Source organism: Methyloversatilis discipulorum (genome assembly GCF_018780585.1).
Classification (GTDB): Bacteria; Pseudomonadota; Gammaproteobacteria; order Burkholderiales; family Rhodocyclaceae; genus Methyloversatilis; species Methyloversatilis discipulorum_B.
The window spans coordinates 149,322-162,463 of sequence record NZ_JADMJL010000008.1 but is presented as its reverse complement, the minus strand read 5'-3'; the positions used below and the strand labels follow the sequence as shown (position 1 = coordinate 162,463).

The following is a 13,142-nucleotide window of genomic DNA, read 5'->3' as shown; positions in this document are numbered from 1 at the left end:
CTTGCCCAGCGTGAGCATGCCGTTGATCGCGCGCACGCCGACGTCGAGCGGCTCGGATACGCGCTTCTTCTTCAGCGGATGCACCCGCGGCGGATGCGGGTCGAGCGGATGTTCGCCACCGAGGCGGCCGAGGCCGTCTATCGGTTCACCGAGACCGTTGACCATGCGTCCCAGCCAGGACGGGCCAATCATCAGATCGAGCTTGTCCTGCACCGGCAGCACACGGGCACCGGTGGTCAGGCCGACCGGCTTCTTGAACGGCATCAGGAAGGACAGCTTGTCGCGGAAACCCACCACCTGGGCGTCCAGCCAGCCACCGTCCATCGTTTCGATCTGGCAGCGCTGACCGGTATAGAGCGGGCAGCCGGCGCTTTCGAGCAGCAGGCCCGAGGCACCCACCAGGCGACCGGTGGGGGTAGCCACCGGCACGTCGCCGATTTCCAGACGGCGCAGCACGTCGGTGATCATGCGGCCTCCGCAGCAAAGGGGGCTTCGATCGCCGCCGCTGGCGGGTCGACGCCATCAAGCAGCTGTGCGCGCACCTGTTCGACGCAGGCGGCCAAGCGCTGCGCGCAGCCGGCGTCGGCTTCGTGATCGCCCGCCTTCACCAGGCATTCGCCCAGTTCCAGACGCGGATCGGCGACCAGATGCCAGCGCGCGGCACGCGGCGCGTCGATGTCGGATATGCGCTTCAGGTCTTCCGGATTCAGGTGCACCTCGATGCCCTGCCGGGTCGGCGGCATCGCCGCCAGTGTCTCGTCGACCAGCGACAGCAGCTGCGCCGGCTGCAGCGCCAGTTCACAGCGGATCACCTGGCGGGCGACGCGCGCCACCAGGTCGACCACTTCCTTGCGCAGTGCGGTCTGGTAGTCCGCCTGCAGGCCTTGCAGCCGTTCGAGCATGGCGTCGAGCGGCCGCGCCAGTTGTTCGAACGACGCCAGCGTCTGCCGCATCGCCTCCTCGCGCCCCGCCTGCAGGCCTTCCTGGCGGCCGTTTTCGCGACCTTCGGCCAGGCCGTCGGCGAAGCCGGATTCATGGCCGACGCGGTAGCCCTCGTCCATGCCCTGCCGGAATCCGTCGGCCAGCGACTGCTGGTACTGCGCGGCGGACTGTCCGTCAGCGCGGCCGGCGGCAATCTGTGCCAGCGGCGGAAAGCGGTGTGGGCGCACGCCGCTCATTCGACGACGGCCTCGGCGAACAGCTGCACCTCGATCTCGCCGGCGTCGACCAGCGTCTTCACCTGGGCCATGATTTCGCGGCGCGTCTGCTCGATGCGGCTCAGCGGCACCGGGCCGGTGCGGCGCATCGTGTCCTCGAAGCTCTGCGCCTGACGGCGCGGCATGGTCTGCATGATGGCGTCGCGCACTTCGGGCTCGGCACCCTTGAGCGCAATCGCCCACTGTTCCAGCGGCACGTCTTCGAGCAGGCGCTGCAGCACCGTATCGGACTGGCGCGACAGGATGTAGAAGTCGTACATGCTCATCTCGATCTCGGACACCACCTGCGGATCGCGTGCGCGCAGCTGTTCCACCATCTGCTGCTTGTTGCCGGACAGCCGGTTCAGGATTTCCGCAGCCTGACGCGTGCCCTCGACGCTGGCGCTCTGCGAACCCAGGCTGGCGAGGCAGCGGTTAACCAGCTCTTCCAGCTCGACCAGCAGTTCGTGGTCGATCTCCTTCAGCCGCGCCACGTTCAGCAGCAGCAGGTCGCGCCCGTCGACCGGCAGCGCGTCGATCACGGCGCCGGCCAGCGCCGGCGGCAGGAAGGCGAGGAATACCGCCTGCATGCGCACGTGTTCGTCGGCGATGAAGTCGGCCAGCCACTTCGGCGACGCCCACTGCAGACGCGCCATCAGCGGGCGGATGGCGTCGCCGTAGAGACTGTTCAGCACGCTGCTGGCGATCTCGCCGCCGAGCGCCAGATCGAGCGAGCGCTTCAGGTAGGCGCGCGAGGCGCCATGCACGCCGCTCTGTTCGCGGTACTCGTCGAAGAAGCGCTGGATCGCGGTGCGTACGCTCTCGACCTTGATGCCGCTCAGGCGCGACATGACGCCGGTCACTTCGAGCAGTTCCTCGCGCGACAGACAGCGCAGCACGCCGGCCGCCGGCTCCTCGCCCATGCTCAGCAGCACGATGGCGGCCTGCTCGAGCGGGCTCAGATTGCTGCCCGACGGGATGATGGGATTACTCAGCGGGTTGTTCGGATCGGCCATTCTTCTGCACCCATTGCTTGACGACTTCGGCGACCCGCTCCGGCTCCTTGCCGGCCAGGACCTTCAGATGTTCGACCAGCACGTCGACCGGGGAGCCCGGCGGCGGCAGGTCGTAGTTTTCGAGCAGCGATACCACCGGGCTGCCGTCCGCGGCACCGGCGCCGTCCAGCGCCAGAGCGGGCGCCGCGCCGACGGCCGGCGGCACAGCGTCCGGCGTGGCGTCGCGCACGGGAATGTCGTCGTCCTGCGTGGCGGCCGGTGCAATGCGCTGCTGCGCCGAGCGCACCAGCGGGCGCACGACGAACAGCAGCGCCAGCAGCCCGCCCACGGCATACAGCAGCCACGACCCCATATCGACGATGTTGTCGCGCTGCGCCCACCAGGCGGGCGCTTCCGGCTGCGCCGGGAAGTTCAGCGAGGACACGACCAGCTGGTCGCCGCGTTCGGCGTTGATGCCCAGGCCATTGGCGAGGATGCGTTCGATGTTCCTGATCTCGGCCTCGCTCCAGCCCTTGGCCGGATCGGCCGCGGCCGCGTTGTTGAGCACGACGGCGACATTGAGCTTCTGCAGCCGGCCGCGGCTGCGCTTGATCTGCGTGATGCTGCGGTCGTAGGCGTACTGACGGGTCGAGGCGTTCTTGCGCGCGCCGGCGGCGTCGGCCGCGGCGGCTGGCGCCTGTTCACCGGCAGCACCCGGCTGCGCCGGCGCCTGGGCGGCCGGTGCGGCGACCGGGCGGTTGCTGAGCGAACCGGGTACACCGAGCGCAACGCGGTTGCGGTCCTGTTCCTCGCGCGTCGCCTCGCTGGTGACGCGCGGCGCCTCGCCGTACTTCTCGTGCGTTTCCTCGACGCGGTCGTTGTCGACCTCGGCGGTCACGCTGACGCGGTAGTTGTGCTCACCCAGCACCGGCGACAGCAGGTCGCGCACATTGCCGCGCGCCTCGTTCTGGAAGCGGTGTGCGGCCTCGTTGCCGCCGTGCGTCTCGAAGCCGTCGCTCAGATCGACACGCGCCGACAGGTAGTTGCCGGCCTGGTCGACCAGGCTGACGCGCTGCGGGTCCAGCGTCGACACGCTGCCGGCCACCAGATTGATGATGGCGGCGATCTGCTCGGGGCTCAGCGTGCGCCCGGGCTTGAGGCCGAGCACCACCGATGCGGTGCTCTTCTCACCGTCGGTGGCGACGAAGGAGGTCGAGCGGGCGATGGACAGATGCACGCGCACCGAATCGACCGCGTCCAGCGTCAGGATGCTCTGCGCCAGCTCACCTTCCAGGCCGCGGCGATAGCGCACGTCCTGCACGAACTGACTGACGCCCAGCGGATCGTTCTGGTCCATCAGTTCGAGGCCGGCCGGCAGTTGCGCGGCCACGCCCTTGGCGGCGAGCAGCATGCGCGCGCGGCCAAGCTGGGCGTCCGGCACCAGCACCTGCCCGCTCTCCGGGTGCAGGCGGTAAGGAATCCCTTCGGCATCGAGTACCGACATCATGTCGGCCGTCGCCACTTTCTGTCGGGCGCCGAACACCGGCTTGTAGCTGGCCTGGTCCTGCCACAGATACATGAGGACGAGCGCGGTGACGGCGACAGCGATCACCATCAACGGAACCAGGCTCTTGAGGAAGGCCGGCGGCAGCGAGGGCATGGCCCCGGAGCCGGCGCGCAGGCGTTGCAGGCCGCCGCGTACGGTTGCGATCACGTGAGCTGTTCCGGGTCAGAGTCAGAGGGGCAGCTTGATGAGGTCCTCGACGGCCCCCACAACCTTGTTGCGCACCTGCATCAGCATCGAGAAGGACAGACTGGCTTCCTGGCTGGCCAGCATGGCGCCGACGAGGTCGTCGCTCTGCCCGCTGTCCACCGCTTCCATCCGCTGCGAAGCGTCGTGCTGCATCGCGTCGACGCGCTGCACGGCGTCCTGCATGGCACCGGCAAATCCGGCGCCGTCGCCACCGCCGAACCGGAGTGCCGGCTGGAGCGGCATGGCAGCGCTCGCAACCATGTTCGTGGCATCGGCTTCGATCAGTGCCTTGCTGGCGCCGATCGCGCTGGCGAATTCGTATCCCATACACGCATTACCTGTTTGTCTTGCCGGCAGCGATGCCCGGCAGGTGTTATGTGGAACAGCATGCGCTGCTTAACCGTACGTGTATGTATCGACCCCGCGGGCGAGAACTTTACATGTAAATACAAACTTCATGAACGACACAAACCATTGATTAATAACCGATTAAATGCCACAAGGAAGAATTCACGTGAGAAAGTTCACATGAGGGCGCGGCAAACGCGGCAGCGAAGGGGTGAGGCGGATTTAAGACCGGGTCGGTGTCGGTCGCCTGTCAGGGTGGAGGGCGCATGACGCCCGATCCGCACCCGCCGACATAGACCAGGAGATCTTCCATGCTGAGCCTGCACACCAACGCCGCCGCCCTGACCGCACAGAACTCGGTGGGCGGTACCCAGAAAGCCCTGTCGACCTCGATGACCCGCCTGGGCACCGGCTTCCGCGTCAATTCCGCGATGGACGACGCCGCCGGTCTGCAGATCGCCACCCGACTGAGCGCCCAGACCCGCGGCATGGCCGTGGCCCAGCGCAATGCGCAGAACGGCATTTCGATGATGCAGACCGCCGAAGGCGCCTTCACCGAAATCACCAACATCCTGCTGCGCATGAAGGATCTGGCGACCGAAGCCCGCAACGGCGCGTCGAACACCGACGACAAGACGGCGATGGACGCCGAGTACCAGGAACTGGGTTCCGAACTGGGCAACATCCTGAACAACACCAAGTTCGGCGGTCAGGCCCTGCTCAATGGCGCGGGCTCGCTGCAGGCCGGCGCCATCACCTACCAGATCGGTGCCGCCGCCGCGGAAACGATGTCGGTCGACGTATCGACCGATCTGGCCGCGCTGGTGACCGATCTGACCACGGCCGCCACGCTGGGCGACATCACGACCGCCGCCACCGCGGCGACGGCGATCGGCGACATCGAAGGCTGGATCAACGACGTCGGCGGTGTGCGCGCCCAGCTTGGTGCAGCGTCGAACCGCCTGGACCACGTCTATAACAACCTGGCCAACATGAAGACCAATACCGAACAGGCCCGCGGACGCATCATGGACGTCGACTACGCGTCCGAAACCGCCAACATGACTTCCAAGCAGATGCTCATGCAGGCCGGCACCTCGATGCTCAAGCAAAGCTCCAGCATGTCCCAGCTCGTCATGTCGCTGATGCAGTAACGCTGATGGCCCGCGCGGCCCCGCGGGCCGCGCACCGCAGGACGAGCCAACCGTGCCCGCCGGACGGTTGGCTCTTTCACATCCGGAGCATTCGCCATGACGATAGAGAGGATTCCGCGTCTCGCCCTGACATTGCCGTTGCGGCGCCCTCCCGAGCGTCTGCCTTCGCCGCTGCCGGCGGACGCCGGCGCGGCCGTCGATATCGCGGACGACGCGGTGGCCTCCCGCCTGCAGGGTCTGGCCTTGCTGGGCCGGCCGCTGGTGGCAGGCGAGCGCATCGCGGTCCGGGTGCTGTCCACCTCGCCCGCGGTCGAACTCCAGGTCGACGCCGAGGCGCCCGGTCTTTCCGCCCGGCCGTCGGCGCAGGCCGATGAACTGTCGGCGGCGATGCAGCCGGACCAGCTGCTGCTGCGCCATCTGCGCTGGCGCGCGCCCGGCGCGCTGGATCTCGCCACCGCACTGCGTACCCGCGTGTTCCGGCAGATCACGACCGAACTGGCGCGCGCGGACAGCGCCGCCACGGGTACGCCCTCGCTGCCCGGCGAACCGGGCCGCGTCAGCGCCCCGCCCCTGCTCCCGCTGCCCGGCAGCGAGCGCTGGATATTCCCTGTGCATCTGACCGACGGTCAGCAGGCACGACTTTTCGTCGGCGACGACGACGATGCGAAGCACACTGCCGCCGCTGCCGCGTCGGCCGTTCTGCTGATCGAGATCGAACTGCCTGGCGAGGGCATGGTGCAGGTCCGGCTGCAAATTGCCGCCGGCGTACATCTGCAGTTCCGCATCGATGGCGACCGGGCGGTCGCCCATGTGCGCGACATTCTGCCCGCGCTGGCGGCGGCCCTGGTGCTCGCCGGCACCCGGCTCGCGTCATGCCGGCTGCTGCGCGTGCCCGCCGGCGGACTGCGCACGAGGGGGCTCGACATCACCCGTCCGTCGGCACTGCACGCGCACCTGCCGCTGCCGCTGTTCCGTGTCGCCGCCGAAGTGCTGCTCGCGCTGACGGCGCTGCAGTCCGGCGGCTCACACCTTCCCGCGGCAAGAACGACACAGCCGATTTAAGGTCCGGCGCGCCAGCGTCGCCCTGTCCGGATGAGGACATCGAAAGCGCGAATCTTCTCGCGCCGGTGGTCCGAAGCCAGAACCCCCTATCCGGAGATCTTCCATGCTGAGCCTGCACACCAACGCCGCCGCCCTGACCGCACAGAACTCGGTGGGCGGTACCCAGAAAGCCCTGTCGACCTCGATGACCCGCCTGGGCACCGGCTTCCGCGTCAATTCCGCGATGGACGACGCCGCCGGCCTGCAGATCGCCACCCGCCTCAACGCGCAGACCCGCGGCATGGCCGTGGCCCAGCGCAACACGCAGAACGGCATTTCGATGATGCAGACCGCCGAAGGCGCCTTCACCGAAGTCACCAACATCCTGCTGCGCATGAAGGACCTGGCGACCGAGGCCGCCAACGGTGCATCGAATACCAACGACAAGACCGCGATGAACGCCGAGTACCAGCAGCTCGCGGCGGAAATCGGCAACATCATGACGAATACCAAGTTCGGCGGTCAGGCGCTGCTCAAGGGCGCGGGCTCGCTGGGCGCGGCCACCACCACCTTCCAGATCGGCGCCGCCGCCGCGGAAACGATGACGGTGGACGTGGTGACCAAGCTGACCAACCTGGACGCTGCCTTCGCCACCGGCGCCGGCAACGCCACCGCCACCTCGCTCGGTGAAATCCTGACTTCGGCCAACGCGACCGCCGCGATCGGCCAGCTCGAGTCGCGCATCAACGAGGTGGGCTCGGTGCGCGCCGACCTCGGTGCGGCGTCGAACCGCCTGGACCATGTCTACAACAACCTGGCCAACATGAAGACCAATACCGAACAGGCCCGCGGACGCATCATGGACGTCGACTACGCCTCCGAAACCGCCAACATGACCTCCAAGCAGATGCTCATGCAGGCCGGCACCTCGATGCTCAAGCAGAGCTCCAGCATGTCTCAGCTCGTCATGTCGCTGATGCAGTAACCCTCCCCCCGCGGCACGCACCCTCCGGGGTCCGTGTGCAGCAGGCTGAGCCAGCCGCGCCCGTCAGTGCGGCTGGCTTTTTTTTGGCCTGCGACCGACGTGTCGCGAAACGGACACGGCAGCAATTTAAGTTTGCTTCCTTCCGCGTCGCCTTTTCCTGATGAGGCCAACGCGGCGGCGAACACGCCCCGTACCGGTGGCCGATCCCCGCCCCTCGACCCGGAGACCATTCATGCTCAGCCTTCACACCAACGCCGCCGCCCTGACCGCACAGAACTCGGTCGGCGGCACCCAGAAAGCTCTGTCCACTTCGATGACCCGCCTGGGCACCGGCTTCCGCGTCAATTCCGCGATGGACGACGCCGCCGGCCTGCAGATCGCCACCCGCCTGAGTGCTCAGACGCGCGGCATGGCGGTCGCCCAGCGCAACACGCAGAACGGCATCTCGATGATGCAGACCGCCGAAGGCGCATTCACCGAAATCACCAACATCGTGCTGCGCATGAAGGACCTGGCGACCGAAGCGTCGAACGGTGCCTCGAACGCCAGCGACAAGACCGCGATGAAGGCGGAATACGACCAGCTGGGCCTGGAACTGACCAACATCATGACCAATACCAAGTTCGGCGGTCAGGCCCTGCTGACCGGCGGCACGCTGGCCACCGCCGGCGGCGTGACCTTCCAGATCGGTGCCGACGCCGCGGAAACCATGGTGGTCGACACCTCGGCCAACTTCACGACGCTGACCACCGCGGTCACCGCACTCAACGCCGGTGACATTTCGACCGCCGCCAACGCCGCGATCACGCTGGCGGAGACGACCATCACCGCCGTCGGCACGCTGCGCTCGCAGATCGGCGCCGCGTCGAACCGACTGGACCACGTCTATAACAACCTGGCCAACATGAAGACCAATACCGAACAGGCCCGCGGTCGCATCATGGATGTAGACTACGCGTCCGAAACCGCCAACATGACCTCGAAGCAGATGCTCATGCAAGCGGGCACCTCCATGCTCAAGCAGAGCTCCAGCATGTCCCAGCTCGTCATGTCGCTGATGCAGTAATGCCGCGACTGCCGACGCTCCGGCGTCCGGCAATTCCCGTTCCGCGTCCGCCCGCCCCGGTCTCACCGGCGCGGGCGTTCGCCGTGGCGCTGGCGACGCACTACCAACCGGAAGGATGATCCATATGAGGAACCGCTGCGAATCTGCGATCTGCGAATCGCATTCGGAAGCGACGATAGACGCGATCTGGCACCTCATCGGCGATGGCCAGCGCTACGCCACGCACGGCGTGTCCGACATCGACTTTGAAATCCTGCACGAGACAGACCGACCCTTCGTGCGCATCGTGCCGCACGACATCCGCATCGCGCGTGCCGCCTTCGTGGTGGCACTGCAGTTCCTGATCGAGAACGGGCACGACCGCCTGTCGCCCTGCGAGGTGGTGTCCGACGACGATCTGCGGCGCACCGGCCTGCTGTGCCGCGCGACGCGCGACGCCAACGGCGGCGTTCGCTGCATCGACTACATACTGCCCATCCTCGCGCAGCGACGCATCGTGGCGATCGAGGTCGCAGCCTGCCGCACGGCCTGGCTCACTCACGCCTTCCTGTTTGCGCGCAGCGGCGGGCTCCGCTGAGCGCACCGCTCAGCCCAGCGTGCCGACGACGCTGACGTCGCGCTGCTCCGGCACTTCGTTGTACGACAGCACCTGCAGCCCCGGCGCGAACAGCCTCGCGTAGCGTGCGAGCAGCGGGCGGATCTGCGGCATCACCAGCAACAGCGGCGTGCCGCCCTGCTGTTTCATCTGGTCGCGCGCCAACGGCATGTGGGTCTGCAGCTGGGCCAGCAGATTGGGGTCGATCGGATAGTTGTCCAGCGCTGCCTTGCCGGTCTGGCGCGCCTGGTTCAGCGAGCCGAGCAGCATGTTCTCCAGCTCGCTGCCGAGATTGAACACCTTCATCTCGGCCAGCGGCCCGACCAGGGCGCCGACGATCTGCCGGCGCAGCGCGCAGCGGACTTCGGCCGCCAGCAGGATGGGGTCCTTGGTCACCTCGGCGTTCTCGACCAGCGTCGTCGCGATCGGCACGATGTCCTTCAGCGACACGTTCTCGGCCAGCAGCACGCGGAACACGCGCAGCAGCTGGGTGTGCGTCATTGCCTTGTCCAGCGCCGCCGACAGCTTGGGCGTCAGCGCGGACAGCCGCTCCAGCAGCGCCGGCACGTCCTCGTGGCCGAACAGTTCGGCCAGGTGTTCGCGCGCCAGCTTGGACAGATGCGTGGTGATGACGGAAGCACATTCGACCACCTGATAGCCGAGGCCGAGCGCGTGCGCCTTGTCCTCCGGGGCAATCCACGTAACCGGCATGCCGTAGGCCGGTTCGATGCCCGGAATGCCGTCCAGCGTGCCGTAGGTTTTCGGCGACGGAATGGCCATCAGCCGGTCGGCGAACACCTCGGCCTGCGCGATCACCGCGCCGCTGAGCAGCACTGAGTACTGCGAAGGCTTCAGCGAAAGATCGTCGCGCACGCCGATCGGCGGCAGCAGGAAGCCCATGGTTTCGCTCAGGCTCTGGCGCACGCCCTTGATGCGCCGTGTCAGCGGCGCGCCCTGCGCTGCGTCGATCAAGCCGACCAGCTTGTAGCCAAGCATGATGGTGACGGGCTCGACCACGGGCAGATCGCTCCAGTCGAGTTCGGGTGCGCGGCTGTTGATCAGTGCGCTCTCGACCTCACCCAGATCGCTCTGCGCCGGTCGCTCGGCCATCCCCGACAGCCGCCAGCCGACAAATCCGAGTACGGCCGCGAACAGCGCAAACATGAGCGTGGGCATGCCCGGAATGGCGGCCAGCACCGCCATCATCGCCGCCGCGCCGTACATGACCGTCGGCGAGGTCAGCAGCTGAGCGCTGATCTGCTGTTCGAAGTCGCCGGAATCGCTGATGCGGGTGACGATGATGGCCGCTGCCGCCGACAGCAGCAGCGCCGGGATCTGTGCCACCAGACCGTCACCGATGGTCAGCAGCGCGTACTGGCGGAAGGCATCGCCAAGGCTCAGGTCGTACATCAGCGCGCCGATGATGACGCCGCCCACCATATTGATCAGCAGGATGAGGATGCTGGCGATGGCGTCGCCGCGGACGAACTTCGACGCGCCGTCCATGGCGCCGTAGAAGTCGGCCTCCATCGCCACGTCGCGACGGCGTGCCTGGGCCTTCTCCTGGTTGATCAGGCCGGCGTTCAGATCGGCGTCGATGGCCATCTGCTTGCCCGGCAGCGCATCCAGCGTGAAGCGGGCCGACACCTCGGAAATGCGCTCGGCGCCCTTGGTCACGACGACGAAGTTGATGATCATCAGGATGACGAACACCACCAGACCGACCACGAAATTGCCGCCGATCACCACGTTGCCGAAGGACTCGATCACCTGGCCGGCGGCGTGCGTGCCTTCGTGACCGTGCAGCAGCACCACCCGCGTCGAGGCGACATTGAGCGTCAGCCGCATCAGCGTGGTGGCGAGGATGATGGTCGGGAAAACCGAGAAATCGAGCGGCCGCCTGGCCGACACGCTGACCAGGATGACGATCAGCGCGAGCACGATGTTGAACGTGAACAGCACGTCGAGCAGCACCGGCGGCAGCGGCAGTATCACCATCGCCAGTATCAGCAGCAGGAACACCGGTGTGGCGACGCGGTGCCGGCGCATTTCGTCGACCAGGCGGTTCAGGAAGTTCATGCGGGCATCACCTCGCTCAGATGTTTCGGAATGACCAGGTCGGTCGGCAGCCGCGGTTCGCCCCGGCGCTGCCCGCGGCGGAAGGCCTTGAGCTGCAGCACATAGGTGAGCACCTGCGCCACCGCGCGGTACAGCGGCAGCGGAATCTGCTGGTTGACCTGGCTGGTGTTGTAGATGGCGCGCGCGAGCGGCGGCAGCTCGACCGTCTCGACGCTATGCTCGGCGGCAATGGCGCGGATGTAGAGCGCCATTTCGTCCACGCCCTTGGCGATGACGAAAGGCGCCTGCGCGCGGCGCTCGTCATACTTCAGCGCGACCGCGTAATGCTCTGGATTGACGATGACCACATCGGCCCCCGGCACCGCCTTGCGCACGCCGCGCCGCGCCATCTGCCGCTGCAGCTGGCGGATGCGCTGCTTCACTTCGGGCCGGCCCTCGCTCGACTTGTGCTCCTCCTTCACCTCCTGCTTGGTCATGCGCAGATTGCGCAGGAAGAAGAAGGCCTGCGCCGGCACATCGACCAGCGCGAACACGACGAACACAGCGCACAGCGCCATGATGCTGTCCAGCATCAGATCGGCGCCGGCAATCAGCGCGCGGTCCAGCGGCAGCGACTGCAGCATCAGGAAATCGGTGACGCCGCGGCTGCAGACGTACCACAGCACGCTGCACAGCGCGGTCGCCTTAAGCACCGAGGTCGCCACCTCGAACAGGTGCTTCGGCGACACCAGGCGACCCAGATTCTTGATCGGGCTCAGGCGTTCCAGCTTGGGCTGCCAGTGCTCGACGTTGAGCACCCAGCCGCCGGGCAGCAGCGATGCAATCAGGATGGCCAGCGGCACCGCACACAGCGGCAACAGCATCTTCAGCAGCAGCGTGGAGGCGGCGGCGAAGCGCGCCGACCACGCGTTGTCGAGCGCGCCATCGCCGTCCAGCGGCACGAAGCCGAGTGCGAACAGGTCACGGAAGTCGTCGAGCAGCGAAGGCATCATCAGCACGATGAGCTTGAGGCTGACCAGGATGCCGACCGCCGTCGCCAGATCGCGCGAGCGGACGACCTGCCCCTTCTCGCGCGTCTTCCGCAGCTTCTGCTGCGAGGGTTTCTCGGACTTGTCGCCACTGCTGCCGGATTCGTCAGCCATGCGGCACCGCCCTCATCTGCTGCTGCAGCATGTCGAGCACCTGCCCGCACATGCGCAGATAGTGCTGCGGCACCACGCGCGCGACATGGCCCAGCATGAACAGGCCGAACACGGTCACCAGCGAGAAGCCCAGCGAGAACAGGTTCAGCGACGGCGCCACGCGGTTCAGGAAGCCGAAGCCGATCTGCACCACCATGGTCGCGAACACCATGGGCACCGCGAGCAGCAGCGCCGCCGAGAACACCCAGGCCACGTTGAGCGCGATCGCCTGCAGTGTGGACAGCGGGATGCCGCCGCCCACCGGCCAGGCACCGAAGCTGGCGCCGATGACGCCGGCCAGCAGCAGATGGCCGTCGACGGCGAAGAACACCAGCGCGCACATGGTCGCCAGCAGGCTGGACACGACGTCGGACGAAGCGCCGTTGAGCGGATCGTTCATCAGCGCCATCGACAGGCCGATCTGCGACGACACCAGGAAGCCGAGCACCATGATGACGGCCATCGCGAGGTGGAAGGCCAGCCCCATCACGAAGCCGATCAGTACCTCCTGCACCGTGGTGACGACGCCATTCAGCGAGAACGGATCGATCTGCGCGCCACCCGGCACCAGCGGCAGCATGACGACCGCGAGCACAAGCGACAGCAGGATGCGCACCGGCATCGGCAACGTGGTCTCGCCGATCAGCGGCGCTGCGCTGAACATGGCGAGGATGCGGCAGAACGGCCACCACAGCGTGTGCAGCAGCGGCAGCATCTGGTTGAACAGCGGTTCCACGTCGTCCGCGCCC

The 13,142-nt window shown here is 67.2% G+C and carries 12 protein-coding genes and 1 pseudogene; 5 read left to right on the top strand and 8 right to left on the bottom strand.

The window, feature by feature from the left end; translation table 11 throughout:
• From fliI to IV112_RS03075, 5 genes and pseudogenes are all read right to left on the bottom strand, one after another.
• Positions 1–468 (bottom strand): annotated as a pseudogene (fliI, locus tag IV112_RS03095) (flagellum-specific ATP synthase FliI); the annotation flags it as partial.
• Positions 465–1,178 carry a flagellar assembly protein FliH gene (gene fliH / locus IV112_RS03090; protein ID WP_304000994.1) on the bottom strand — a complete coding sequence of 238 codons (714 nt, stop codon included), beginning with the start codon at positions 1,176–1,178 and terminating at the stop codon, positions 465–467. The gene fliH and the pseudogene fliI, both read right to left, overlap by 4 nt.
• On the bottom strand, positions 1,175–2,212 hold the full coding sequence (locus tag IV112_RS03085; RefSeq protein ID WP_304000993.1) for a flagellar motor switch protein FliG: 1,038 nt from the start codon (positions 2,210–2,212) through the stop codon (positions 1,175–1,177). Before IV112_RS03085 ends, fliH begins: the two co-directional genes overlap by 4 nt.
• Positions 2,184–3,905 carry a flagellar basal-body MS-ring/collar protein FliF gene (gene fliF / locus IV112_RS03080; protein ID WP_304000992.1) on the bottom strand — a complete coding sequence of 574 codons (1,722 nt, stop codon included), beginning with the start codon at positions 3,903–3,905 and terminating at the stop codon, positions 2,184–2,186. Before fliF ends, IV112_RS03085 begins: the two co-directional genes overlap by 29 nt.
• Positions 3,906–3,926: 21 nt before the next feature.
• Complete coding sequence (locus IV112_RS03075; RefSeq protein ID WP_304000991.1) at positions 3,927–4,271, bottom strand: flagellar hook-basal body complex protein FliE; 345 nt, start codon at positions 4,269–4,271, stop codon at positions 3,927–3,929.
• Positions 4,272–4,603: 332 nt separating this feature from the next.
• On the opposite strand from IV112_RS03075, the gene IV112_RS03070 reads away from it, so the two are divergent.
• The 5 genes from IV112_RS03070 to IV112_RS03050 all read left to right on the top strand — a co-directional run bounded on the left by IV112_RS03070 (position 4,604) and on the right by IV112_RS03050 (position 9,115).
• Complete coding sequence (locus IV112_RS03070; protein ID WP_020164129.1) at positions 4,604–5,446, top strand: flagellin; 843 nt, start codon at positions 4,604–4,606, stop codon at positions 5,444–5,446.
• Positions 5,447–5,542: 96 nt separating this feature from the next.
• On the top strand, positions 5,543–6,508 hold the full coding sequence (locus IV112_RS03065; protein ID WP_304000990.1) for a hypothetical protein: 966 nt from the start codon (positions 5,543–5,545) through the stop codon (positions 6,506–6,508).
• Positions 6,509–6,611: 103 nt separating this feature from the next.
• Positions 6,612–7,472 carry a flagellin gene (locus IV112_RS03060; RefSeq protein ID WP_304000989.1) on the top strand — a complete coding sequence of 287 codons (861 nt, stop codon included), beginning with the start codon at positions 6,612–6,614 and terminating at the stop codon, positions 7,470–7,472.
• Positions 7,473–7,704: 232 nt separating this feature from the next.
• The gene (locus tag IV112_RS03055) at positions 7,705–8,538 is read left to right on the top strand and encodes a flagellin (RefSeq protein WP_020164126.1); all 834 of its coding nucleotides are present in this window, start codon (positions 7,705–7,707) and stop codon (positions 8,536–8,538) included.
• Between the two features lie 124 nt (positions 8,539–8,662).
• Positions 8,663–9,115 carry a hypothetical protein gene (locus tag IV112_RS03050; protein WP_304000988.1) on the top strand — a complete coding sequence of 151 codons (453 nt, stop codon included), beginning with the start codon at positions 8,663–8,665 and terminating at the stop codon, positions 9,113–9,115.
• Positions 9,116–9,124: 9 nt separating this feature from the next.
• Here IV112_RS03050 and IV112_RS03045 read toward each other — a convergent pair whose 3' ends face one another.
• Genes IV112_RS03045 through fliR form a run of 3 tightly spaced genes read right to left on the bottom strand, consistent with a single transcriptional unit; the run spans position 9,125 to position 13,129 of the window.
• A complete protein-coding gene (locus IV112_RS03045; protein WP_304000987.1) occupies positions 9,125–11,212 on the bottom strand; it encodes a flagellar biosynthesis protein FlhA in 2,088 nt (695 codons plus the stop codon).
• The gene (flhB, locus tag IV112_RS03040; protein WP_304000986.1) at positions 11,209–12,354 is read right to left on the bottom strand and encodes a flagellar type III secretion system protein FlhB; all 1,146 of its coding nucleotides are present in this window, start codon (positions 12,352–12,354) and stop codon (positions 11,209–11,211) included. Before flhB ends, IV112_RS03045 begins: the two co-directional genes overlap by 4 nt.
• Positions 12,347–13,129, bottom strand: a complete 783-nt coding sequence (gene fliR / locus IV112_RS03035; RefSeq protein WP_304000985.1) for a flagellar biosynthetic protein FliR — start codon at positions 13,127–13,129, stop codon at positions 12,347–12,349. Before fliR ends, flhB begins: the two co-directional genes overlap by 8 nt.
• Positions 13,130–13,142 lie beyond the last annotated feature (13 nt).